We start from the raw sequence: 24441 nt of genomic DNA on the forward strand, positions 1-24441 counted from the left end.
AAGTCTGCGGCGCGGAATACTACCGGTATTTGGGGGCATAAGAGTACACTTGAGTGATGTGACTTACCCTGTAACTGGACCTGTACTTGGTGTTATCGGAGGCGGCCAGCTGGCACGCATGATGGCGCCCGCAGCAACGAACCTTGGATTTGACCTTCATATTCTCGCTGAAAGCCCTACGGTGGGCGCCGTGGCAGCGGTGCGCAGCGCGCCCGTGGGAGATTATAAGGATTTAGAGACTTTGCGGGAGTTCGCTCGTGGCAAAGATGTTATTACCTTCGACCACGAGCATGTTCCCACCGAATTTTTGCACACGCTTATTGCCGAGGGGGTGAATGTACAGCCGCATCCGGATGCGCTGCAATATGCCCAGGATAAGCTCATGATGCGCCAGGCTGTAGAAGATCTTGGACTACCGAACCCGCGCTGGGCACGCGTTGAAACTTTGGATGAGCTTCTCGCCTTTGGCGATGAGATCGGCTGGCCCGTGGTTTTGAAGACCCCGCGCGGCGGCTATGACGGCAAGGGCGTGATGGTGCTGGATTCTCCTCAGCACGCCCGTGAGCAGGCCGCTGCCTGGTTTGATGAGCTTCCTCACCGCACCGATTTTTCGGCGCTTTTGGCAGAGGAAAAGGTTCCGTTCACCCGCGAGCTTTCCGCTCTCGTGGCGCGCCGGGAGAGTGGGCAGGTTCTCCCCTGGCCTGTCGTAGAGACAATTCAGGTGAATTCGGTCTGTGATGAAGTGATTGCACCCGCACCGAGCCTCTCCCCCGCGATCGCCCGGGCGGCATCCGATGCAGCCGTTACCCTAGCCACCGAACTTGGGGTTACCGGCGTAATGGCGGCGGAACTCTTCGAGGTTCCGGGCTCTTCAGCAGGCTTCTACATTAATGAACTCGCGATGCGCCCGCACAATACCGGACACTGGACCCAGGAAGGTTCGATAACCAGTCAGTTTGAGCAGCATCTGCGTGCGGTACTCGATATGCCGTTGGGCGCAACTACTATGCGCGACGAAGTTGCCATTATGAAGAATTACCTAGGCGGCGAGAATGAAGATATTTTCGGCGTGTACCCGCTTGCGCTCAGTGCCGAGCCACGCGCCAAAATTCATTTTTACGGTAAAGAAACCCGCCCAGGACGTAAAATTGGTCATGTAAATATTACCGGTCGGGCAGCTGAGACTCGGGCGCTACGCGATGCCGCCGCGAATGTGGCATCTATTTTGCGCGACGGTCGCCCGCTCTAAGAGTTTGCCGGTATATTTCGTGTCCGTAGTGTCTTATTAGCTCACAGGAAGGATTGTTCATGAGCTCCCCGTACGATTCAGATAAGCCCGTTGTTGGCGTTGTGATGGGGTCAGATTCCGACTGGTCCATCATGGAAGAAGCCGCTACGGTTCTTGAAGAATTCGGCATCCCCTATGAAGCGGATGTCGTCTCAGCACACCGCATGCCTGAAGATATGATCGCCTACGGCCAGCAGGCTCATCAGCGCGGTATTCGCGTAATCATCGCCGGTGCCGGAGGGGCAGCGCACCTTCCCGGCATGCTCGCCTCGGTTACCGCATTGCCCGTTATCGGTGTTCCGGTGCGGCTGAAGAATCTCGAAGGCATGGATTCCCTGCTTTCTATCGTGCAGATGCCCGCGGGGGTTCCGGTGGCGACCGTGTCTATCAACGGCGCACGTAATGCGGGACTTCTGGCGCTGCGCATCCTAGGATGCGCCACCGACGACTTCGCGCAGCAGGTGCACTCCGATCTTCTCGATTTCTCGAAGGATCTGCGCCAGAGCGCGGTAGATAAGGGAACGGCTCTGCGCGCTAAGCTCGCCGAGCATCGCGCCCAGGTTGCCGAAGAAGAAAAAGTACAGGCACCGGCGGCTCCCAAACCCGCCCCGACCGCCGACTCTACACGTGATGAAGGGGACGAACCGCAGGCTTACGTGCCCTAATGTATGGTCGTTTCTCGGTGTTATCGAGCCGTTCCGTATCTTCACGGAACGGCTCGTATTTTATTTACTCCCAAGGTCACGTTCGCTCAGCGTAACCTGCGGTTGAGGCTAAAATAGTTGAATGAGCAATATTCTTCAATCCGATATTTGGGCACGTTTTCAGCAATCTCTTGGTCATACCGTCATTCGCCACGAAGGCGAAGGCTGGTCCTATCTCGCTACCGTTGAGGGCGGGCGCACCGGCAAGTATCTTTACAGCCCCTACGGCCCGGTGGCACAGAGTGCGCAGGCTTTCGATGCCGCGCTCGACTCGCTGAAAGAAGAAGCAAAGGCTCATGGGTGCCTGTTTGTGCGCATCGAACCAATTGACTCCGCTATCTGGGGTTCGCAGGATGCAGCAGAGTTCCTGAAGGCACGCGGCGCTGCGTTAGCACCGCGCCAGGTTCAGCCTTCACACACGCAGATTATTGATCTTTCCGGCGACGAAGCCGCAATTTTGAAGGATATGAAATCCAATAACCGCAATCTGCACCGTAATATCCACAAAAAAGGTGTCAGCATTGAGGTGTCTCAGAACCCCGAGGATATGAAGGTGCTCTTCACGTTCCTCTCTGAGACCGCCGACCGCAACGGGTTCAACCGTCAGCAGGACGACTATCTGATGCAGGTGGCAAAGACCCTCATGCCTGCCGATGCCGCATCCCTCTATATTGCTCAGCTGACCGGCGAGGATGGTTCCAAGGAACCTATCGCGGCGGCGTTTGTCTACGATTCTGACGATACGCGCACCTACGCCCACGCGGCGGCGTCTTTTGCGCATCGTAAGCTCTCAGCAGGCATTCCGGTAGTGACCAATTTCATCTTGGACGCTAAAGCAAAGGGTCTGAAATATGTGGATCTTTTCGGCATCGCACCCGAAGATCAGCCTGATCACGAATGGGCGGGGTTCACCAAATTTAAGAAGTCTTTCGGCGGGCGTTCGGTTGAGTACCCCGGCACCTGGGACATTCCGGTAAATGCGCTAGGCTACCGCGCCTACGGCTACGCATACCGCGCGCGTCCCGCACTCAAGAAAGCACTGGGAACCGCTCAGGAAACCGCGAAATCTACAGTAGCTAAGGTTCGCGCACGCCTGAAAAAATAACGCTACTTCGGCAGCCTAGGTTCCCAGGCAGACCACGCTCATACAATAAAGCTTGTGCCGCGCTCTCAATGATTAAGAGCGCGGCACAGGCTTTATATCAAGACGTTACTTTGTATGCGACAGAATCTCGCGCAGGCGAGAAAGGCGATGCTCAGCCTCCACAATGCGCACGGTTCCCGAGGAAGAACGCATAACGAGCGACTGGGTGGTCACAATATTCTTGCTGTAGCGCACCCCGCGCAGCAGCTTGCCGTCGGTAATACCGGTTGCGGCGAAGAAGCAGTTATCGCTGGTGACCAGATCGTCAGTTGTGAGGATGCGATCAAGATCGTGCCCCGCAGCGAGCGCCTTCTCACGCTCGGCATCGTCGGTGGGTGCTAAGCGGCCCTGAATTACGCCTCCGGTGGCCTTGATAGCGCATGCGGCGACGATGCCTTCAGGGGTTCCGCCGGTACCGAGCATCACGTCAACACCGGTTCCTTCACGGCAGGCCGCAATAGCTCCCGCAACATCGCCGTCAAGGATAATGCGGGTACGTGCACCGGCATTACGGATCTCTTCAATGAGCTTAGCGTGACGCGGACGATCCAGAACGCACACGGTCAGTTCGCTTACGTTCTTACCCTGTGCCTTAGCGACCAAGTGAAGGTTCTGTTTGACGGGCAGGCGAAGATCTACGAACTCTGCGGCTTCGGGCCCAGTCACCAGTTTTTCCATGTAAAACACGGCGGAGGGGTCGAACATAGAACCTCCGTCTGCTACCGCGATGACGGAGAGTGCGTTGTCCATGCCCAATGCGGTCAGACGAGTTCCGTCGATGGGATCTACCGCAATATCGAGGTTGGGGCCGATGCCATCGCCAACAACTTCGCCGTTGAATAGCATGGGAGCCTTATCTTTTTCACCCTCACCGATCACAACGGTTCCGTTGAAGTGCACGGTCGAGAGACGGTAACGCATCGCGTCCACGGCGGCACCGTCCGCGCGGTTCTTATCGCCTGCGCCCACCCAGGGGCCGGATGCGATGGCTGCGGCCTCGGTGGCGCGCACCAATTCCATAGCTAGGTTGCGGTCGGCGTGGTTATTGTTTTCAGTCATTGCTCACCTTCGAGGTCGTTGTCATGGCCGGTTGGCTGGTTCGTTCCAGCGCTTTGAACCGGCACCTCCTGTTTACTAGCATAACGCGCCCGGCGGAATGTTCGCGTGTATTGAACGGGTTTGCGTGGGCGCATGTACCGTGGTGAACATCCGCCCAGGTGGGTGTGGGAAACGGTATGTCTTAGAGCGTATGAGAGAATGTGTGAGTGGAAAACTCTCAGAATCACGCGCATACACCGGCTGAGAGCGATGGTCAGAACGCTCATGCGCCGAAGGCTCACGCAGATGCTTCTACCGATTCATTTGTTGTGCCACAAATTACACAAAAACAGGCGAAACGCATTAATGCTCCGGCGCGCAATATGATTATTTCGATGCTGGCGATGGTGGCTATTCTCATTCCGGTGCTCTGGCTCATGCCGCAGCCGGATAAGAATCCGTACCGCCCGCAGGTGAATTTATCGCAGGTAGCGGTTGAATCTACCCAGCAGGCGGGTTTTCCGGTGGCGGTACCGCAGCTTGAGGGTTGGCACTATAACTACGCGCGGTGGACGGGTAATACTCCCGATAATATCCCGTACTTTAAGAGCGGACAGGTGACCAGTAAAAATCATTTTATTGAGTTGATCCAAGCGAAGGATACAAACCCTACCTGGGTGGCTCAACAGGTCGATAACGCCGCGAAACAGGGCACCGAATCTATCGGCGGCGTGGAGTGGGAAGTACGTTCAGCCACCTCAAAGAAAAATAATGAAAAAGTGTACTCCTACGTGGCGCAGGTGCCTCACGGTAACGGTGAGACGACAACCGTGATACTCACCGGCACGGCAGACCCGGCGGAGTTTGCCCAGTTGGCGGATGCGACGGTCGCCTATATGAAAGCGCCGACGATGACGGTCTCCCCGGGTGCATCCAATACTTCTAATATTTCGTGATCTTCTCTAGCAAAATGTACGGTCTGTTTTCGGTAAAATAGAGGGAAGATACCTCTCACTTTAAGGAGCCTTCTATGGGTTCTCGTCCGGTTCAACCCACCGCTGAGTATGTGCTGGAACGCCTACAGGAGGGTAACGCACGCTTTGTACGGGGCGAGCTTTCGCATCCGCACCAGGATGTGGCACGTCGCGACGAACTCACAGGCGGACAGTTTCCTTTCACTACGATTTTTGGGTGTGCGGATTCGCGTACGCCACCGGAACATATCTTTGACCTGGGTCTTGGCGATGCCTTTGTGGTACGCACCGCAGGGCAGGTTCTTGATGAAGGTGCCCTTGGTTCGCTGGAATATTCCATTACCCAGTTCAAGACGCCGGTACTGATCATTATGGGTCATCAGTCTTGCGGGGCTGTTCAGGCTACCTGCTCGTCGGTGGAATCGGGGCAGCTTCCGGGCGGATTTATTACGCGAGTAGTTGAGACTATTCAGCCTACGGTGCTGGCCCAAGAACTTCCCCACGGCGAGAAGCCAAGCCAGTATGTGAACGAGATGGTACGGGCTCATACGTCTGCGACGGCTTCCCGTCTGCTTCAGGAATCGCGCATTATTGCCGATGCAGTTGCTCGCGGCGAGACCATTGTGCTGGGCTACTTCTATCATTTGGATTCCGGCGCAGTCGATATTGTCTTTGACTCGCGCGAGATGAAGTAGTTCCCACGCGTTCTATCGGTGGTCGCTGCCTCCTTCGTGTTATCCACCCGAGAAAACCAACATAACCCCAGAAGCTCCAACAGGCTTTACTTGAGTTCATACGGTACCGCCACACAACCCCACAGCGTGGTGAGTATCATCATGCACGGTATTCCCCAAATGTTCCGATTTTTACACGAAGGGTATGAAAACCCGCCATTTTGAGCCCTAAACTAGAGTTATGGCTGAAAATATTGAATACCGCATTGAACATGACACCATGGGCGAAGTTCGCGTGCCCGCCAACGCACTCTACCGTGCACAGACTCAGCGCGCGGTCGATAACTTCCCGATTTCGGGGCAAACCCTCGAATCAGCCCATATTCGCGCTCTTGCCCTCGTTAAGAAGGCAGCCGCGACCGCCAATGAGGAACTTCAGGTGCTCGATGCTGAGCGCGCCCAGGCTATCCGCGAGGCGGCGGATCTGGTAGCAACCGGTGAGTACGACGAGCATTTCCCCATTGACGTCTTCCAGACCGGTTCGGGCACCTCGTCGAATATGAACACCAACGAGGTTCTGGCAACGTTGGCAACCCGTTCCCTGGAATCACGAGGCATTGAAGTTCACCCCAATGACCACGTGAATGCTTCCCAGTCTTCCAACGATGTTTTCCCCACTTCCGTGCACGTTGCCGTGACTGAGGCACTGGTCAAAGAGCTGATCCCTTCCCTTGAGGTTCTCGCTGCTTCGCTGGAAAAGAAGTCCGTAGAGTTCAAAGACGTCGTCAAATCCGGACGCACCCACCTGATGGATGCAACCCCCATTACCTTAGGCCAAGAATTCTCTGGCTACGCCGCTACCGTGCGTTACGGCATCGAACGTGTGAACGCTTCCCTGCCCCGCGTGGCTGAGGTTCCACTAGGCGGCACCGCAGTGGGTACCGGTATCAATACCCCAGCGGGCTTTTCGGCACGTGTGATTGAGCTGCTTGCTGAAGAAACCGGTCTACCCCTGACCGAGGCACGTAACCATTTCGAGGCGCAGGCAAACCGCGACGGTCTGGTTGAGGTTTCCGGTCAGCTGCGCACCCTTGCATACGGTCTGATGAAAATCAGCAACGATATCCGTTGGATGGGTTCAGGCCCGAACACTGGTTTAGGCGAGCTGCACATCCCCGATCTGCAGCCCGGCTCGTCCATCATGCCCGGCAAGGTAAACCCGGTGATTTGTGAGGCTACTATTCAGGTTGCGGCACAGGTAATTGGTAATGATGCGACCATCGCGCTTTCCTCCACCAACGGAGCCTTCGAGCTGAACGTGGGTATTCCAGTAATGGCGGCTAACCTGCTCCAGTCCATCCGTCTGCTCGCCAACGTTTCTCGCGTGGCGGCTGAGAAGATGATCGACGGCCTGAGCGCCAACGTAGAGCGTTGCCGCTTCCTGGCGGAAGCATCGCCCTCGACCGTAACCCCGCTGAATAAGCTCATCGGGTACGAGGCCGCCGCAAAGATTGCCAAGTATTCCGTGGCAAACAAGGTCACTGTGCGTGATGCCGTGGTGGCTTTAGGTTACGTTGAACGCGGCGAGGTCACTGAGGCTCAGCTCGATGAAGCACTGGACGTCACCAAGATGCTGGGTAACTTCTAGTCCGAGCATATCGTTTTCACGCGAACAAACACTCCTAGAACATAGTTGAGGGGCCTCTACACGATGTGTATAAGCCCCTCAACGTTTGAGCTAAGACCCGCGGTGCGGGCGGATAGATAAATCTCTATCTCAGCATTTTACTCGGTCTATTTGCCTTGCTCGTACTGATATATGAGTTCCGCGAAGTCGGCGCGAGTAAAGGCACCATCGGGCTGGAACCAGCTTTCAGACCAGAAAACTAGGCCCTTCTTCTTCAGCCAAGTACTCTCTCGGTAAAACGGAGAGTCAGCCGTCATATCGGCATATAGGGATTGTTCCGGTAGGTTCACGCCAGGTTCCCCAGCGTAACGGTACAAAAACGCAGCCATGCTGGCGTGAGATGCAGCCGCCTCGGGGTGGAAATGACCGTCACTCCAACCGAAGCTGATACCACGTTCGCGTGCCCAAATAATCTCCCGGTAGTGCGGGTGTTCCGGGGTAACATCCACATAGGGAGACTCCTGCGGAAGAGTAACCTGAGGGCTTCCTGCCAGGCGGTAGAGGGCCACAACGGACTGTTCGCGGGTTATAGCATCGTAGGGGCGGTAATAGCCGTCCGCGCTATCGACGAGCTGCCGCTGCGAAGCCCAAAGAATCGCATCGCGATGTGCGGTACGATCGCGCACATCCTTGAAATCCGATTCGGGTGTAGGTTTCTCACCGGGTGCGGGTTTGGGGTTTGGTGCGGGTTCGGGGCCCGGCTGGGGCTCTGCCGGTTTGGGATTTGGAACCGGTTGATCCGCAGTCGTTAACGGGAGCTTTTGGTGGGCTTCGAAGATAACATCGTCCTTCGGGCCCTTTGGATATACCCCCGTACTAAGCTCGTATACGTGCCCGGTTTTGAGGGTATTCGCGGGAATGGTGAAGGTGGTCTGGAAGGTACCGTCGGTAAAGCCATCGTAGAGGTCTTTCTCTTCCACCCGGTAGGTATAATCCACTGGATGAGTGAGAACCGCGCCCGTTGGTTTGCCAGTCTTCTGGTCTATCTCGTTAATAACGAGGTTCATACTCTGACCCTGTATCTCGGCGTTGCCAGAGCCATAATATCCAGTACCGGTCACAGTAATCTCGGTATCGATGGTCGGGTTCACAGCGGGAACGCTCACGTTCAGCTGCGGTGCTTTACTCTCCGAGGAAAACTCAACATCCAGGTATTCAGTCAAAGCGTTGTTTGCCAACGTTCCGTCGGGATTGATGACCTGGGTTCCGATGCGATAGCTGCGGCGTGCATCCAGACCTGCCGGATAGGGAAGCGCAGTTTCAAAGAGGCCGCTCTGCGAGAGCTCCTCGGCAGAAACTTTCACCGATGACACGGTTCTTTCCTGAGTAACAACCTGACCTCTGGGCCAATCACCCTCAATAAGAGAAACCTGCAAGTATCCGCCTTGAGGAATAAACTTTGGGTCATAGCCGGTACCGCGCACCTTCACGGAGTCTTCCACCAACGAGTTAGGCTTACCCTCGACTTCCAGATTGGTGTTCTGGCGTGCAACCAGCACCGGTGCCTGGGTGTTATATGCCGTGGTGGGCAAGATTTCATATCCTTGCGCCTGCTGCGTTGTCGAGGTCAGGGTACTGGTGACGACATAATCGAGTTCCGGATGGAAATCATTCAGCGGCAGCGGCTGGGTATTCAAATAGACCTCAAAGGTTCCGTCATGAATCTGCGATGCGGGAACATTCACATACCCCAGGTTATATACGCCGTATTCCGTAGTGAAATATGGGGAATTAGCTGGTGTATCTGAAGGGATAACTTTGAGGCTGACCTGCTGATCTGCCGCCACACCGTAGAAACCGGTTCCTTTGATTTTGAGCGTCTTCCCGTAGTAGGGGTTGACTTCATCGGGGGTTTCGACCACGAGCTGCGGAGTTGTTTGAGGTTCCTGATCGGCCACAACCTGCGGGGTCACCGTAGCGGTGGATGCAGGGGTTGAAGCACCAGGATCGGTGACAGCTCCCGCTGGGGTCAGCGGAAGCACTAAAGCGCCTGCCACCACGAGGGCACAGGCGCTACGTCCGAGAGCATTTCTGGCTCTTCCGGGCGATTCGTTAGGTGAATTGTTTGTAGGGTAGATAAGAGACATTATTATTCTCCATTTGTATAGATGTGGTTGGGAGTGAGTGAGTTAAATCTCTCAACACTCATATTCACCTTATCAAACCTTTAAGTCAAAATACAGGGTTTTCCCATTTAAAAATTTCTTTTGGAACATAATTTAATTCTTATCCCAGCAATGTACACGCTATAAATATTACCCCCTCACACAACCTACTTCGCTGATATATCAACGCTAAATACCCATGAAGCAACATATACTTTTCATAAATACGCCACATGTTTATTGTCACAATATTATGCACAGGTTTATTTTTTAACGGTGTGTTACATCTGAAAAATACATAGATATTTTCGGTGGTAATCTTCTATAATTTACAGATTTTAGATTTTTACAAGAAACCGAAATTAATGCATAAAACCCCCATTTTTATTTTTCTCAGATATGAACAACGGTAAGTACGAGAAAAATACTCAGATACAACCTTGGGAGTACACATGGTCTTCAACGCATAGCAAACAGGTATTATGCGGGCGCGCGGCTATCGGCTTAAGGGTGTATTAGAGGGAGTATTGACGGTTACCGAGAGGATTCAGGTTCATCTTTGGGAGCGTGAGATACATAGTCAAAACGGCAATGTCCGTCATAGTTCAGCGCCGCATCAATGCGGTCAAGCATCCGCTCAGAGAGCATAGAACGCTCCTGAGGATCCGTCACATCTACCCATCGCACCTGGGAAGATTCCTCGTCATTCACTCGTGCCTGCCCGGATACCCACCGGCACAAAAACGTGTGATCTAAAAACTGGCAGCGATCCCCGTTGCTAAAGCGCATCGCGGGGTCAGCCTTGACCTGAGCAAGCTCTAGAACTTCAATACGCACGCCAGCCTCCTCATAGGCTTCACGTATGCAGGTAAGCGCCGGGTTCTCGCCAGGATCGACAATACCCGTCACGGGAGTCCACCGACCGTTATCGCTGCGTTTAACCAGCAGTACCTTGCCATCCTCATCGCGACGAATCACTGCGGTAGCGCCCGAAAGCCATAAATATTCGTGACCAATTTTCTTGCGTAAATTCACGATGTACTCGGGGGTAGGCATCAAAGATCCTTTCGTCGATCGGTGGTTTTGGCCCGAGGCCTTTAGAACGATAGGAACGAGTAGCTTGGCACCAGAACCGCCGCTATCATTCCTATCAGCATAAACGGTCCGAAGGCTATGCGGGTGCGCCGTGTAACGGACCTGCTCAGTACCAAGACCACGGCGCATAATCCGCCCACAACAAAGGTAACCAACGTCGCCCACAATAGGTTAGCCCACGAGAAGTAGCCAATGAGCCCGCCAAGCGCGAGAGCAAGTTTCACGTCCCCTCGACCCAGCGCCCCGAAGGAGAGCATCCTCATCAGGAGGTAGAAGGCCCAAAGTACAAGACCACTCCCCCATACACGCAGGATAGTTCCCCACTGACCGCTCAGAGCAGCAATAACCGGCAAAGCGGTGTGGGTGGCAAATACGAAAGGAAATACGATGCGGTTTGGTAGCCTGTGTTTTCGCAGATCCCAGCCCCATAGTTTTACCGTGCACCCAGCTGCGTACAGCAGATAAAGAATCAGCAGAATACCGGCGAACCAGCCGGGTACTCCCTGTGTAAAGAGTTTCGAGAGTTCTTGAAGCATGAGTGGCTAAGATCCAAAGCGGCGGGTGCGACCCGCATAATCCCGCAGGGCACGCAAGAAATCTACCCGCGTAAAATCAGGCCAGAGAGCCTGGCAGAAATAGAATTCCGAGTAGGCGCTTTGCCAGGTCAGAAATCCCGAGAGGCGCTGCTCACCAGAGGTACGAATCAGTAGATCAGGATCGGGCATATCGCGGGTGTACAAGCGACGCGAAATATCCTCAACATTCAGGGTATCTGCCAGCTCGCGCATCGAGCAGCCCTGAGCCTCGGCATCAAGAATAAGTTCACGCACCGCATCCACAATTTCTTGGCGTCCACCATAGCCAACCGCGATATTCACGCGCACCCCCGGCAAGGGCGCGGTCTCTGCTATAACCCGCTCCAGGGTGTTGCGAAGCTCATGGGGGATAAGGGAAACGTTACCAACCGCGTGCACGGGTCCCTGCTGCGCGGTATGCAGCCGCCGCAGAAATTCGTCAATAACGGCAATAAGCCCGGTAAGTTCATCGGCGGGTCGCTTGAGATTTTCGGTTGAGAGCATATACAACGTGACCTGAGGTATTCCCAAATCGGCGCACCAGCCCAGAAAGTCAATGATGCGCTCGGCTCCTGCCGCGTGCCCCTCACGGGTGCTCAGCCCCCGCTGTGCGGCCCAACGCCGGTTGCCGTCCACCAGCACACCGATGTGTGTAGGAAGCATCTGCGGGGTTAAAGAAGTTGCCATAGAGCGTTCATAGACGCTCGGTTCCGGGGAGGTTCCCGGTTCAGAGGGAACCCCATGCACGGTAATAACGGGCAGCGCCAGAGTATCAGCGGGTGCCATGCTGATCGTCCTCGGACTCTGTATCCTGCTGGGCTTGGGCTTGGGCTTGCTCGGCCTCTTGAGCGGCTGCATATTGTGCACGGTACCGCAGACGGCGAGTACGCCGGGTCATATCGATGCCAAGAATAATGACGAGGAGGGATAGCGCCGCAGTCGCAAAGAAACCGCCAATACCGGGCGAACCTGCAACAGACCCATCGGGGTTGGCGGCTGGGGTGTTATCTGCTGCAAGCGCAACACCGTGAGCGGCAAATGCCACAAGGTCGGGGACTGTGGCGAGCGTATCAAGAATGAGGTGGCTCATGACTATCCTTCTGAACATTCCGGTTTCTAGCGGTAAGCCGGTCATGTGTGATTGTCTAAGTCTTCATTCTACCGCGTGACATCTTGTATATTCCCTCCTGAGGTTCATGTTTCAGCTAGGAATGCGCCAAGAGTTTAGCTATGTTCACAGTACTCAAGGCCTGCAAGCCTCTGCATCGTCGAGGGGCACCGCATGATCGCTTACGGAGGCGATAGGCTAGAAAAATATGCCGTCGCTCAGGGAATGTTCCGGCAGGGTTACCGGCACCCGCGAGTCGATAAGTGTATAGTCCTCCCAGGGCCAAATATGCTTCTGCTCATCGGTAGAGATCGCAAAGAAAATACCTTGCGGATCCACCTGTGAGGAGTGCGATAAAAGCGCCTGATCGCGATGGATGAAGTAGTCACTGCAGAGAATTCGCGTGGTGGTTTCGTGCCTGGTGCCGTCTTGGGCATCATTGAAACGGTGCGCCATATGTTCGATGAAACCTTCAAAGACGCTCTCGCCCCGCTGATCGAGCAGGTACTCGTGCAGGGCGACGGTGCGTTCGGGGTTGAAGGCACGATCATAGTAAAGCTTTAGGGGTTTCCAGGGTTCGCCTTCCCCCACGTATGCTTCGGGGTCACCAGCCTTTTCGTAGGCCTCGACGGCAACCTTATGAGTCATGATGTGGTCGGGGTGCGGGTATCCTCCCACCTCGTCATAGCTGAGAATAATATGAGGCCTGTACTCGCGTACGAGTCTTACCAACGGTGCGGCGGCCTGTTCGAGAGGCAGTGTACCGAAGCTGCCGAAAGAAAGTGGGGGAAGAGGGTCGCCTTCGGGCAGACCGGAGTCCATGAACCCTATCCATCGATGTTCGATGCCTAAAATCTCAGCAGCACGGGCCATTTCGGTGCGGCGTAATCCGGGCAGGTCACGGTGTGCTCTGGGAGCGTTACGAATTTCTTCGTTGAGGATGTCCCCGCGTTCGCCGCCTGTCATGGTGGCAACCATATAGCGGGCGCCGCGGGAGGTATAAGCGGCAGCGGTCGCGGAACCTTTAGAGGATTCGTCGTCCGGGTGAGCGTGGACGGCTAGGATGCGCAACCCTGCGTATTCCTCATCAAGAGGCTTAAGATCCTGCACTGCGGGATGTTCAGGCAGAATTGCTTTGATTTTTTCTAGCGCGTCGCTCACGTTAATCCTTATGATGACAAAGGGCTTATACTGTGGGGTTTAAAATGGTAGAGATTAAGACCATCTCCTAAAAGTGTAATCATACAGAAATAGCGCAAGAAAACCACTCTAAATGAAGCATTATGACGGTGTAAAGTATCGTGATGCAGACCATCTTCTGTACCGCATCGTCCACTAGACACCACGAGAAGAGAACTATGACAGATCCTTCACACACGCAGGCGAGCGAAACGGCAGCTACCGGTTCTCATGCCGATACCCTAGCGCAGCGCTATGGCGCCAAACCTGTTCGGCAGCGTGCCCTCTCCACGCGAATGTGGGTGCTTCTTGCTGCCTGTGTTACGGTTGTGGCGGGCGCTTTTGTGGTGTGGGTACAGATAGATTCTCAATCCCGCCCAAGTGCACGCGATACCGGGTTTACCCTCATCAGCAATGACGAGGCGCAGGGACGTTTCGAACTCTCTAAAAACCCACAAGACACCGCGATTTGTTCGCTTAAGGCGCTTAATTCTTCCCGTGTTGCGGTGGGATGGGCCGACGTCGAAATTGGTCCTAACAGCGCCGAGCAGGGCAACACCCGAGTCACACAACACAGCGCGAACCTGCGCATACTCTCGGAGGCAACCACGGTTACCGTGGATTCCTGTCGGCTTAAATAGGCGTATCACATCCACGATTCGGTGAGCGCTCAGCGAAATGATACACGCCCTAACACTCAGATATTTAGGGCATGTGTACTTTCTGCCCTAGAATAGGGTGATACTTTCCAGGGGAGAACCCCCAGACCAACGCGCCGGTTTATACCGGAGCATAACCAAAGGAGAAGCATGGCTGAAAGCAACGGCGCATGGCTCACTCAGGACGCATACGATCGGCTGACCCAGGAGCTTGAATATCTCTCAGGTCCGTATCGTCAAGAAATCGTTGACCGCATCGCCGCCGCTCGCGACGAGGGAGACTTGCGTGAGAACGGCGGATACCATGCGGCACGCGATGAGCAGGGTAAAAACGAAGCTCGCATCAACCAGCTTAAGCATCTTCTAGAAAACGCCCAGGTAGGAGACGCCCCCAGCGATGACGGTGTGGTTGCCCTCGGCATGGTTATTGAGGCCGAAGTAGCTTCCCGTTCCATGAAGTTCCTGCTGGGCTCTCGCGAAATTGAGGAGACTCTGCCCGCCAACTCTGATTTGAAGGTCTTCTCGGAAAAGTCTCCGATGGGTGCGGCGATTCTGGGGGCCAAAGAAGGCGATGAAGTCACCTATCTTGCTCCCAACGGCAAGGAATTGACCGCGAAGATTGTTTCAGTCAAGCCTTTCCAAGGCTAGAATCACGAAGCTTTAAACGCACGGTGGGGTTCGGTTTATGACCGAACCCCACCTTTATATCCTGTGGTTTTATGCCAGATGACCTCTCAAAAATTAGTACACCACGATGGGTTTGAAGCCTTCTTCCTCCAAGGCCGAGATAACCTGACGGCAGTGTTCCACGCCTTTGGTTTCCATATCGATCGTAATGGAGACATCGCCCATCGACAGGGAACCGCCCACGCGCGTGTGATCCACACCAGTAACATTCGCGTCATTCTCCGAAATGATGCGCGAGATCGTCGCTAACTCACCCGGACGGTCTGAGAGCATCATCTTAATCGTCATATACCGACCTGCCGCCGAAAGACCACGCTGAATCACCTTCAGCATGAGCATCGGGTCGATATTGCCGCCCGAGAGCACACACACGACAGTTCCCAAATCGCCGTATGTTTCCTTGAGCTTGCCGTTCATGAGCGCCGCCACCGGAACCGATCCGGCGGGTTCAACCACCAGCTTATTGCGTTCCATCAAGAAGATAAGGGCGCGGGCGATATCGTCTTCACTCACTGTCGCTACATCGTCGACAAGCTTCTTGATAATGGAGAACGGTAACTGACCGGGGCGCCCCACCGCAATGCCATCTGCAATCGTCGAGACCTTCTTCAACGGGACGAGCGCATCCGCAGCCAAGGAAAGCGGATATGCCGCCGCATGCTCAGCCTGCACACCAATAATGCGAATCTTTTTACCCAACTGGTCTTCCTTCGCACGGACCGCCGCCGAAAGACCAGCGAGCAGGCCGCCTCCGCCAACACCCACAATGATGGTATCGACCTCAGGCACCTGTTCCAGGATTTCCAAACCGATCGTTCCCTGACCCGCGATAATATCTTCATTATCGAAGGGATGCACAAACACCGCGCCGGTCTCTTCGGCATAGCGTTTTGCTTCAGCCAGCGCCTCGTCCACGGTCGTACCGTGCAGTTCGACCTCGGCACCGTGGTCGCGGGTTGCGGTCACCTTCGGAAGGGCCGCACCTAGGGGCATGTAAATACGCGCCTTGATACCCAGTTTTGCCGCTGCGAGAGCAACACCCTGCGCGTGGTTACCCGCAGATGCGGCCACCACGCCACGTTTCTTTTCTGCATCGCTGAGTTTTGCCATGCGCACATAGGCGCCACGCACTTTGAAGGAGCCCGCACGTTGCAAATTCTCACATTTGAAGAAAACTTCCGACCCCAGTTTGAGGCTCAGGGCACGAGAATGCGCCACAGGGGTTCGCTCGATAACCCCGTCGAGGAGCGACGCTGCTGTCTCGATATTCTCCAGGGTTACGGGTAGATCGGTTAGGGGTGCGTTCACATCGGATCCGTTCTTTACGCTCTCATCAGCTTCTGCCCTCTATTTTAGGCGATGAAGAAGCCTAATACAGAACAGAAAAGCCCACGTTATTCATCTCACGCGGGCTTTTCTGGAGGGAAACTGCACAATTACATATCGGCTTTGGAAGGCGAGACAGTTTTAGTCGCCTGTGCAGAGCTAGTCTCAAGTGCGGTGCCTTCGGAATCGTCTTCACCACGAATCGCTTCCCGCGCCTGCGCAACAACCTTCTGTGCTTTTTCTTCACGCTTTTTTGATTTCTCACGGCGCTCAACCTCATGCGGGAAGAGGAACTCTTCACGGCGCAGCTCCGGGTCATCCTCCCACTGCCGTGCAGCCAAGTAGCGCACAACCGAGTTCACAACGGCGAGCACGGGAACCGCAAATAGTGCACCCGCTGCGCCGAAAATCATGGACCCGCCTGCCACCGCAAAAATCACGGCGAGCGGATGCAGCGAGACCGCTTTACCCATGATGAGCGGCTGCAGAATATGCGATTCAAGCTGCTGCACCAACAGCACAATGCCGATCATAATGAGCGCCTGAACCGGTCCCAAAGCTACCAGTGCCAGCAGGACGGCGACCGCCCCAGATATAAGAGCACCAATAACCGGGATGAAAGACCCTAAGAAAACCAGAACGCCCAGCGGAATCGCCAGCGGAACCCCCAAAATGGCGGCGCCAACACCAATGCCCACAGCGTCAATAGCGGCCACCAAGATCTGCACCCTCACATAAGCGCCCAGGGACTTCCACCCTGCACGGCCCGCGCCGTTCACCGCATCGCGTGCCTGTTTCGGGAAGAGCTTGACGATAAACAGCCAGATGCGCTCTCCCTCCATCAGGAAGAAGACGAGGGTAAAAAGAGTAATAAGCACGCCGGTGGCAAACTCCGCAGCGGTAGAACCAACCTCTGATACGCTCCGCAAAACGGTTGAGGGGTTATTGCTCACCGCCTGTTCTATCTGATTAAGAATCTGGTTAAGCTGATCAGCGCCCAGCTCATACCCCATGCTCTTAAGCCAGTCCACGAGCTGCTGATACCCTTGAATGGCGTTGTTGGTAAGCGAGACAAACCCCCGCACAAGCTGCTGCCCGGTAAGGGCCAGTAAAGCGGCAATTCCTAAAATCATGCCGAGTTCGGCGATAGCGGTCGCACCGCCAGCACGAATACCGTGCTTACGCATAGCGTAGACGGCGGGGCTTAGAAGCGCAGCCAAAAGCGCAGCTACCATCGCCGAAATAATCAGCAGAGACACCTTTGAAAGCCCCTGCCATACAAGCCACACGGCACCGACCACCACGATCAGACGCCACGACCACGCCGCCGCGGTATTAAGAGCGTAGGGTACGCCGGTACGGGCTAATTTCTGTGCCCGCACATCCTGTTCGCCCTCCCCTGCCGTTAGGTTTTGATGCGTGCTGCCGGTTTTCTGTCCGGCTACGGATTCGCTCACTCAAATCTCCTGAAAAGTCGGTGCTATAGAAATCGTCTCTCGCCCATGCCGTTGCTGCGGCATATAGTTATTCCGCAAGTCTAGCAGGCTCAAAACAAAGAATCGGCGGCACCCACCGGTTGTGAGTACCGCCGTATCCTCAATGCTGTTAGTCCCTGTTGACCATTTCGTTGATGTACATGAGAATACGCAGAATCTCAATGTACAGCCAGACCAGCGATGCGGTCAGGCCGAATGCCAAACGCCATGACTCGCGCTCGGGAAGACCTGCTTCCACCGCCTCGGCAGTGTTGGTGAAATCCAGCAGAAGCGAGTAGGTTGCCATAGCAACAGTAAACAGCCCCACAATCAGACCCAGCGGAATACCGCCGATGCTCAGGCTGCCCAGGGGCGAACCGAACAGACCCGCACCGAGCCAGGAAACAATACCGTAGATCAGGTAAGCGAACATGCCGATCATGAAGATCTTGGTCATCTTCGGGGTGGCACGGATTTTACCGTTTGCGAAGAGAGCTAAAGTAAGACCGGCGACAATCACGCTTGCCAGCAAAGCCTGAATAGCGATGCCCGGGTAGCTCTTATTGAGCAGACCGGATATACCACCCAAAAGCAGGCCCTCGGACACGGAGTACAGCATAACCAGAGCCGGGGAAACCTTACGCTTGACGGCGTTAACGATACCCAGGATCAGACCTGCGATAAGGCCCACGAACATGAGGTAGGGCAGATACCAGGAAACTGCGGCACCGAGCACCACAAGAGCCAGGTTCAGACCGGTCTTCATGATCACATCGTTCATGGTGAGGCGGTCGCCCTCGGCAACGGGAGCATAGCCGGGCTGTGCATACGGATCGTACTGCGCCTGCTGGTACTGGTCATAGTTCGCTTGCTGCGGCTGACCATACCCGTAGGTCTGCTGACCGTACTGCTGCGGTTCACTGGAGTAGTTCGGCTGTGCCTGATACTGACCCTGTGACGAGGAACCACCCGCACCAAAACGCCCGAAACGGGGATCGCCTTGCTTATTTTGCTTGGCGATTGAATTAATAAACGGGTTACCCGCCATCATTCTCTCCTTCGGTGAGATTTACAAAGAGTTTCTCAATATTCTATCGAATTCTGAGAGATTCCGGGGATTATTCCTCCATAAAAGCTCATATTCCAGGGTAATTTTGAGGTGCCATCATGTTTTTTTCACCCTAAGCTGTACTCCCCCACAGTTTAAGACTTCTGCAGGCGCTCAAAATTACGGACCTCATTCAAACTAGCCGATTGTTTATTCGCGAAGCGGCCGCGAGTGAAAGCAAAGCCAGAATTAGGAAGCCCACCAGCAAAAGTATGAGAGTGGTGAACGCTAAGGGTAACGCGCCGATAACAGGCCCCAGGCTTGCTCCCAGGCGCGGTCACTACACCTTCAAAGCGAATGCGGTGCGCGCTGGGCAAGAGGCAGGTTCCGTCACGGACGATATAGACGCCGCCTATCTTGTACTTTTTATTCTCGCTATCGTGGGGTGGTGGTCGGCTATGCCGCAGGTATCTCGCATGCTCTGCGGCGAACCTACCGAGGAAGAGCACCACAAACGTCGCGCCGCCGTGGTGGAGGCAGCGCGGAGGCTAGGGAACCCACATTGCAAGTCGGATAAGAGCTAAACTCCTTTATTGGTACGGGGGCTTACCCGTCTAATTCGTCGAGCATGCTCTCTAAATAGTCGAGCACCGCACCGTCATTATTCGAGCCAATCACCCGCTGAGACACAGCCTTGAGCTCGTCTGAAGCATGGGCCATTGCCACACCGGTACCGGCGAACGAGAGCATCTCAAGATCGTTATCGCTATCGCCAAAGGCTACTATCTGAGTAGGGGTTATCTGCAAACGATCACACAGGTCTTTCAGCCCCGTTGCCTTATTCACACCGGCACGCACCAGGTCGATTGCACCGAAACCACTAACGAGCGGGGTTACCGTCTGCGGCAGGGTGCGCCGTAACTGTGCTGTAGCATCCGGCAGATCCCGATGCGTTACTTGCAGAGAAAATTTGATGGGAACACCACGCACCTGCTCGTAAGAACTAATACGCTCGGTTCCGGGATAAAACATACTGGCAAAAGCGAAGGGATCGATATTCTGCGGCAGCGGCTTACCCTGCACCTCAAAATAGTCCCGGATAATGTTCATAACCGTTTTTTCGCGGTTTTCCAGTATAAAGCTGCTCTCTTCCGTACACACAACGATCCCAAGCTGAGGCATACCGTTCAGTATCTCGTACACACGCGGCAGATCCTCGGCAGCAAAATGATGCACCGCAAGTTCCCCGGAATCATCCGCTACATAGGCACCATTTTCTGCGATATAAATAATGTCTCGATGTTCAAAACCATGCATATACTGGCGTAATTTCGTGTAGGTATTTCCGCTTGCCACCACAAAATAAATTCCATGCCGAGACAAGCAGGTTAGGATTCTCTCAAAACGCTCAACATCGAACGTCTTATCATCATTCAGGAAAGTACCATCCATATCTACGGCAACCATACGCACGGGCTTGTTACTGCGGTTTTCCTGCTGTGTGGGCATTGGGGTTCCTCTAATAATCGGCATGTACAAAGGCTACGTTTATAAACACAAGCTGACTGTACGCGGGAGAGAATATCGTTCTGCTCCGCACATTTCTCCATTAATTTTAGTTTCTTTATATACACAAATCGTGTGACATCACCAAAATTCCCCCTTTACGGGCGTTTTCTTTCTATACTGTGAAAAGCATTCACTCTATGCACACATACAATCTCTAGGAATCATTGATGTTAAAAACACTGCCATCGCGCTCTGACGCGCATGTTTTTTGGTCATCTGCATCAGATCAAGGGCGTTCCTTGAAACTCGGTACAAGATTTTCCGCAGCTTTTCTAGCCCTAGGACTTGCGCTGAGCGGATGCTCCTCTGAAACTATCACAATTTCTGAGTCTACCGTCTCTGCGTCCAGCACCCCCTCAGCGAACGAACACTCTTCTACTTCTTCACAAAGCACGGAGGCCTCACAGCAACCCACGGTTTCCGCGCAGGATTCGGAACAAACACCCACCGTGACCGAGGTAGGTGAATCACCCGAAGAGAATAATGCCGATACTTCGACGGCTCATCCGGGTTCCCAAATTCGCCCCGGAACCGTCACTATCGTCAATCCTGATACCAGCTCCGTTGAGCCTCAAGGAACGGCGCCTATAGGATCTGACGAGGCTAGTGAGGCCCTGCGCATCCTCAATACCCTTCCCGTTAAAGGCCGCGCCCCTAAGACCGGGTACTCCCGTGCCCAGTTCGGAGATGCCTGGAGCGATATCGACCGTAACGGATGCGATACCCGCAATGACATTCTCAACCGGGATCTCACTGCAAAACAGCATAAAAACTCTCGCGGATGCGTGGTGATCTCGGGCATTCTTAACGATCCTTACACCGGGAAGGTCATTAATTTCATGCGTGGGAAAGATACCTCGGAGCAGGTTCAGATCGACCACGTTGTGGCGCTTTCCGACGCCTGGCAGTCGGGTGCTCAGGAGATTTCAGCTCAAGAACGCTTACAACTCGCCAATGATCCCGAAAACCTTCTGGCAGTTGATGGTCCTGCGAATCAGCAGAAAAGCGATTCGGATGCCGCCACCTGGCTGCCAGCAAACGCATCATTCCGCTGCTCTTATGTGGCACGTCAGATTCGGGTGAAAGCTAAGTACCACCTGTGGGTCAAACCAGCCGAAAAAGAGGCTATGATCAACGTTCTTACACCCTGCGCAGGAGCCGCAGAAGCACCACCAGCTCCGAAGCCTGCGCCTGATACCCCCGCTCCTGTAGTCCCGGCGAGTGCCCCTGCTCCTGTAGTCCCGGCGAGTGCCCCTGCTCCTGTGCCCCAGGTGGATGCACCTCCCGCGCAGAACCCCGCCCCGGCTTTGGCATTTCAAACCTGCGCTGATGCCCGTGCCGCAGGGTATCGTAATATGCACCGCGGTGCACCGGGATATTCCGAGCATCTTGACCGTGACGGTGACGGCATAGCATGCGAAGCACGCTAAGTTTCTGAACGTTACCTCCGTCTGCGCTCCCCTACAGATGCATAAACCCCCGCCCCGACAAGCAGTCAGGGCGGGGGTTTACTGTCACAATTCTTCATCTTGAGGCCCATATAGACTCTTTAAGAGTGCAGCATCACGCCGAACCTGTGTTTAAGCTGTGTAGAACCTATGTAAAAAAGATTTATAGATGTTTACCTTTGCTTGATAAAACTTTACCTGACAACCTTGTAGTTATGAAGAATGAAATAACTAAATCTGTTGGCACCCTAATTTTCCGCGTAGCGCTGGGCTTCACCTTTGTCATGCACGGTTTCCAGAAGGCATTCCTGATCGGTCCCGCAGCAGAAGGTGCAGCGTTCGCCAAAATGGGTATTCCTGCACCCGAGCTTTCGGCGTACTTTACCATTGGTGCCGAGCTTATTGGCGGAGCTCTCTTGATCCTTGGTTTAGGAACTCGTTTTGCGGCCGCCGCCATCGCAATCGCTATGGCAGGTGCTTTTATTTTTGTTCACATCAACGACCCCTTCATCACCGATCAGAAGACCGGCGCAGGCTTCGAGTACGTTTTCGTCTTGGGCATGGCAGCCATCATGTTCATTCTGACCGGTGGAGGCAGGTACTCACTAGATTCGTTCTTCAGTCGCAATGAGGCTTAACCGCCTGAGCGTTCTTCCAGAACGTATCTATCACTCATTCGTCTACCCACCCGGAAGGCGCCGTCGTCGCGACGGTGCCTTCTTTATATACCGTGGATTCTCCCCTACCCAGCGATCCCATGATTCTCATAAGGTAGAGATACGCTCGCCTCCCAAGGCATACAAATAGCCCGTCGCATCCGATAAAACATTTGGATGCGACGGGCTATTATAGCGTGCCCCCAGTGGGACTCGAACCCACACTGGACGGATTTTAAGTCCGCTGCCTCTGCCAATTGGGCTATAGGGGCAAAGTCTAAACCCGCAAGACCATTACTAAGAATAGCATTAGTTTGCGGGTTTCGACGCTTTAAGCTCGTTAGAGCTTTGCCTTAGTCTTCGCCGGTGCCGTTCCGGTAGCCTCTTGGAAAGCGAGACGCGGGGAACGCTGGTGGCGAATTGTCGTGGTGTCACGACCAAAGAGCTGGTTGAGCGCCCAGGTCGTCATAACGCGCACGGTACGCTCGGTCGTGGGGATTGCAGAACCGTGGTAGCCGCGGTGCATAATCCATGCGAGCGGACCTGCAAGGGTCTTACCTTTGAAGTTTGCAACGCCCTTCCACAGACCTAGACCGGCAACCACACCGATGGTCTCATGGTAGTAGTCGGTCAGAGGCTCGCCGCGGCGTGATGCCAGAATATTCTTGGCGAGAACCAAAGCCTGGCGAGATGCGTGCTGTGCGTTTGGTACGCAGAAGCCGCCCACGCCGCCTCCGGAAAGGTCGGGAACGGCAGCGTTATCGCCAGCCGCCCAAGCGCCCTCGACCACGCCATTATCGCCAGCCACACGCAGATCTGCGTTCACGCGAACGCGACCGCGCTCGTCGATCGGGAAATCAGTGTTCTTGAGCATCGGCGATGCAGCAACACCAGCAGTCCAAATGAGCGTATCGGTATCCATCTCACCAGCGGGCGACTTATCTGTCATGTTGATGAGCTGCAGGTGACCGTCGGTAGCGTCCGAGAGGGAGGTATTGAGCAGAACCTCAATGCCGCGAGCGCGAAGCTCAGCCACAACCTTCTCGGCACGGTCTTCCGGAACCTCCGGCATGATGCGCGGCGCAGCTTCGATCATCACGAAGCGCAGGTCAGATACGCTCAAACGGTCGTTACGATTAACAGCTTCACGCGCCATGTCTTCCAGTTCGGAGATGGTCTCAACACCGGCGAAACCGCCGCCTACGACGACGACGGTCAGAGCGCGACGGCGTGCATCGGGGTCATCCAGTACGGATGCAACCTCAATACGTTCCAGCACCCAGTTACGCACGGAGACGGCTTCTTCGACAGTCTTCATGCCGATAGCAACTTCGGCAAGACCGGGGATTGGGAACGCACGGGTCACGGCGCCAGCGCCGAGAATGATCTCATCATATTTCAGTTCGAAGGGTTCGCCATTGTCGATGGGCTCAACTGTAGCAGTACGCTCTGCATGGTTAACGGAGACAACATGCCCGGGAATCAACTCGGTATCGCGCAGGTGCTGGCGGAGCGGAACGGTAGCGTTACGGCCTTCCATCGAGCCCGCAGCGACTTCGGGCAAGAACGGCTGGTAAGTCATATAGGGGTTAGGCTCTACGATGGTTACCACGCCACCGGTCTGTTTGATAGCCTTCTGGATTTTCTTGGCGACGGTAAAGCCTACGTAGCCACCACCGACAATAAGAATACGGGGACGATCCTGTGCCTTATGAAACGACATATATTGCTACTTCCTAGATTTTGTTTACCCACTGCGCTTTAGCGCGCGAGCACTCAATGATACGCTCACATGTGCTTCCCAGAGTGCAGGATACATGGACATGTGAACGAACAGAAATTCTTAAGCTTTCTCCGTAAGCCCCGATGCTCGGTACCGCAAACGCGAAAACACTATTTTCCTGCATGTTATATACCGCTATTTTACGCGCTCATCCCGAGGAAAACACATTTATGCAGGTATACGAAGCAAGGAAAAATGCCCTTGGATGATAACGTTTCG

Annotated in this window: 23 protein-coding genes and 1 tRNA gene; 11 read left to right on the forward strand and 13 right to left on the reverse strand. The window is 54.5% G+C overall.

Going from position 1 to position 24441, the window contains the following annotated elements:
- Positions 1-58 precede the first annotated feature (58 nt).
- From HMPREF2609_RS07740 to HMPREF2609_RS07750, 3 genes are all read left to right on the forward strand, one after another.
- Entirely contained in the window at positions 59-1249 is a 1191-nt protein-coding gene (locus HMPREF2609_RS07740) for a 5-(carboxyamino)imidazole ribonucleotide synthase (RefSeq protein WP_070536365.1), read from the forward strand.
- Positions 1250-1308: 59 nt separating this feature from the next.
- Entirely contained in the window at positions 1309-1953 is a 645-nt protein-coding gene (gene purE / locus HMPREF2609_RS07745; protein WP_037231852.1) for a 5-(carboxyamino)imidazole ribonucleotide mutase, read from the forward strand.
- Between the two features lie 121 nt (positions 1954-2074).
- On the forward strand, positions 2075-3097 hold the full coding sequence (locus tag HMPREF2609_RS07750) for a lipid II:glycine glycyltransferase FemX (protein WP_070536236.1): 1023 nt from the start codon (positions 2075-2077) through the stop codon (positions 3095-3097).
- Positions 3098-3202: 105 nt separating this feature from the next.
- On the opposite strand, the gene glpX is transcribed toward HMPREF2609_RS07750, so the two are convergent.
- Positions 3203-4195 (reverse strand): class II fructose-bisphosphatase, encoded by a 993-nt coding sequence (gene glpX, locus HMPREF2609_RS07755; RefSeq protein ID WP_070536238.1) that lies wholly within the window; start codon positions 4193-4195, stop codon positions 3203-3205.
- Between the two features lie 206 nt (positions 4196-4401).
- On the opposite strand from glpX, the gene HMPREF2609_RS07760 reads away from it, so the two are divergent.
- The 3 genes from HMPREF2609_RS07760 to HMPREF2609_RS07770 all read left to right on the forward strand — a co-directional run bounded on the left by HMPREF2609_RS07760 (position 4402) and on the right by HMPREF2609_RS07770 (position 7470).
- A complete protein-coding gene (locus HMPREF2609_RS07760; protein ID WP_070536240.1) occupies positions 4402-5130 on the forward strand; it encodes a DUF4245 domain-containing protein in 729 nt (242 codons plus the stop codon).
- Between the two features lie 74 nt (positions 5131-5204).
- The gene (locus HMPREF2609_RS07765; protein WP_070536242.1) at positions 5205-5843 is read left to right on the forward strand and encodes a carbonic anhydrase; all 639 of its coding nucleotides are present in this window, start codon (positions 5205-5207) and stop codon (positions 5841-5843) included.
- 220 nt (positions 5844-6063) lie between these two features.
- The gene (locus tag HMPREF2609_RS07770; RefSeq protein ID WP_004006088.1) at positions 6064-7470 is read left to right on the forward strand and encodes a class II fumarate hydratase; all 1407 of its coding nucleotides are present in this window, start codon (positions 6064-6066) and stop codon (positions 7468-7470) included.
- 146 nt (positions 7471-7616) lie between these two features.
- Here HMPREF2609_RS07770 and HMPREF2609_RS07775 read toward each other — a convergent pair whose 3' ends face one another.
- The 6 genes from HMPREF2609_RS07775 to mca form a co-directional block, all read right to left on the reverse strand.
- Positions 7617-9596 carry an S-layer homology domain-containing protein gene (locus HMPREF2609_RS07775; RefSeq protein ID WP_083296719.1) on the reverse strand — a complete coding sequence of 660 codons (1980 nt, stop codon included), beginning with the start codon at positions 9594-9596 and terminating at the stop codon, positions 7617-7619.
- 552 nt (positions 9597-10148) lie between these two features.
- A complete protein-coding gene (locus HMPREF2609_RS07780) occupies positions 10149-10670 on the reverse strand; it encodes an NUDIX hydrolase (RefSeq protein ID WP_013398588.1) in 522 nt (173 codons plus the stop codon).
- 41 nt (positions 10671-10711) lie between these two features.
- Positions 10712-11245: a prepilin peptidase gene (locus HMPREF2609_RS07785; RefSeq protein ID WP_048751329.1), complete on the reverse strand. Its 534-nt coding sequence runs from the start codon at positions 11243-11245 to the stop codon at positions 10712-10714.
- Positions 11246-11251: 6 nt separating this feature from the next.
- Positions 11252-12070, reverse strand: a complete 819-nt coding sequence (uppS, locus tag HMPREF2609_RS07790; RefSeq protein WP_070450772.1) for a polyprenyl diphosphate synthase — start codon at positions 12068-12070, stop codon at positions 11252-11254.
- Positions 12057-12374 carry a hypothetical protein gene (locus tag HMPREF2609_RS07795; protein ID WP_239664701.1) on the reverse strand — a complete coding sequence of 106 codons (318 nt, stop codon included), beginning with the start codon at positions 12372-12374 and terminating at the stop codon, positions 12057-12059. Before HMPREF2609_RS07795 ends, uppS begins: the two co-directional genes overlap by 14 nt.
- Positions 12375-12590: 216 nt before the next feature.
- Positions 12591-13553, reverse strand: a complete 963-nt coding sequence (gene mca, locus HMPREF2609_RS07800; protein ID WP_037231844.1) for a mycothiol conjugate amidase Mca — start codon at positions 13551-13553, stop codon at positions 12591-12593.
- Between the two features lie 197 nt (positions 13554-13750).
- Here mca and HMPREF2609_RS07805 point away from each other — a divergent pair, with 197 nt between their 5' ends.
- Both HMPREF2609_RS07805 and greA read left to right on the forward strand, forming a co-directional pair.
- The gene (locus HMPREF2609_RS07805; protein WP_048751322.1) at positions 13751-14212 is read left to right on the forward strand and encodes a DUF4307 domain-containing protein; all 462 of its coding nucleotides are present in this window, start codon (positions 13751-13753) and stop codon (positions 14210-14212) included.
- Between the two features lie 168 nt (positions 14213-14380).
- A complete protein-coding gene (gene greA, locus HMPREF2609_RS07810) occupies positions 14381-14878 on the forward strand; it encodes a transcription elongation factor GreA (RefSeq protein WP_004006080.1) in 498 nt (165 codons plus the stop codon).
- Between the two features lie 93 nt (positions 14879-14971).
- Here the strand turns inward: greA and ilvA are convergent, their stop codons facing one another.
- From ilvA to HMPREF2609_RS07825, 3 genes are all read right to left on the reverse strand, one after another.
- Positions 14972-16225, reverse strand: a complete 1254-nt coding sequence (ilvA, locus tag HMPREF2609_RS07815; protein ID WP_048751320.1) for a threonine ammonia-lyase — start codon at positions 16223-16225, stop codon at positions 14972-14974.
- Positions 16226-16353: 128 nt separating this feature from the next.
- A complete protein-coding gene (locus HMPREF2609_RS07820; protein ID WP_070450774.1) occupies positions 16354-17700 on the reverse strand; it encodes an AI-2E family transporter in 1347 nt (448 codons plus the stop codon).
- Positions 17701-17848: 148 nt separating this feature from the next.
- Positions 17849-18766 (reverse strand): Bax inhibitor-1/YccA family protein, encoded by a 918-nt coding sequence (locus HMPREF2609_RS07825; RefSeq protein WP_070450776.1) that lies wholly within the window; start codon positions 18764-18766, stop codon positions 17849-17851.
- Positions 18767-19044: 278 nt separating this feature from the next.
- On the opposite strand from HMPREF2609_RS07825, the gene HMPREF2609_RS07830 reads away from it, so the two are divergent.
- Positions 19045-19350, forward strand: coding sequence for a hypothetical protein (locus HMPREF2609_RS07830; RefSeq protein ID WP_239662162.1), 306 nt, complete (start codon positions 19045-19047; stop codon positions 19348-19350).
- A 22-nt stretch (positions 19351-19372) separates the two neighbouring features.
- On the opposite strand, the gene HMPREF2609_RS07835 is transcribed toward HMPREF2609_RS07830, so the two are convergent.
- The gene (locus HMPREF2609_RS07835; RefSeq protein WP_070450777.1) at positions 19373-20275 is read right to left on the reverse strand and encodes a Cof-type HAD-IIB family hydrolase; all 903 of its coding nucleotides are present in this window, start codon (positions 20273-20275) and stop codon (positions 19373-19375) included.
- Positions 20276-20502: 227 nt separating this feature from the next.
- Here HMPREF2609_RS07835 and HMPREF2609_RS07840 point away from each other — a divergent pair, with 227 nt between their 5' ends.
- Positions 20503-21765 (forward strand): GmrSD restriction endonuclease domain-containing protein, encoded by a 1263-nt coding sequence (locus HMPREF2609_RS07840; protein ID WP_246825619.1) that lies wholly within the window; start codon positions 20503-20505, stop codon positions 21763-21765.
- A gap of 233 nt (positions 21766-21998) precedes the next feature.
- The gene (locus tag HMPREF2609_RS07845) at positions 21999-22421 is read left to right on the forward strand and encodes a DoxX family protein (protein WP_048751375.1); all 423 of its coding nucleotides are present in this window, start codon (positions 21999-22001) and stop codon (positions 22419-22421) included.
- Positions 22422-22637: 216 nt separating this feature from the next.
- Here HMPREF2609_RS07845 and HMPREF2609_RS07850 read toward each other — a convergent pair.
- Both HMPREF2609_RS07850 and HMPREF2609_RS07855 read right to left on the reverse strand, forming a co-directional pair.
- A tRNA-Leu gene (locus tag HMPREF2609_RS07850) sits at positions 22638-22711 on the reverse strand.
- 68 nt (positions 22712-22779) lie between these two features.
- The gene (locus HMPREF2609_RS07855; RefSeq protein ID WP_048751316.1) at positions 22780-24162 is read right to left on the reverse strand and encodes an NAD(P)/FAD-dependent oxidoreductase; all 1383 of its coding nucleotides are present in this window, start codon (positions 24160-24162) and stop codon (positions 22780-22782) included.
- Positions 24163-24441: the final 279 nt, after the last annotated feature.

The organism is Rothia sp. HMSC058E10 (genome assembly GCF_001809415.1).
In the GTDB taxonomy this organism is placed as follows: domain Bacteria; phylum Actinomycetota; class Actinomycetes; order Actinomycetales; family Micrococcaceae; genus Rothia; species Rothia dentocariosa.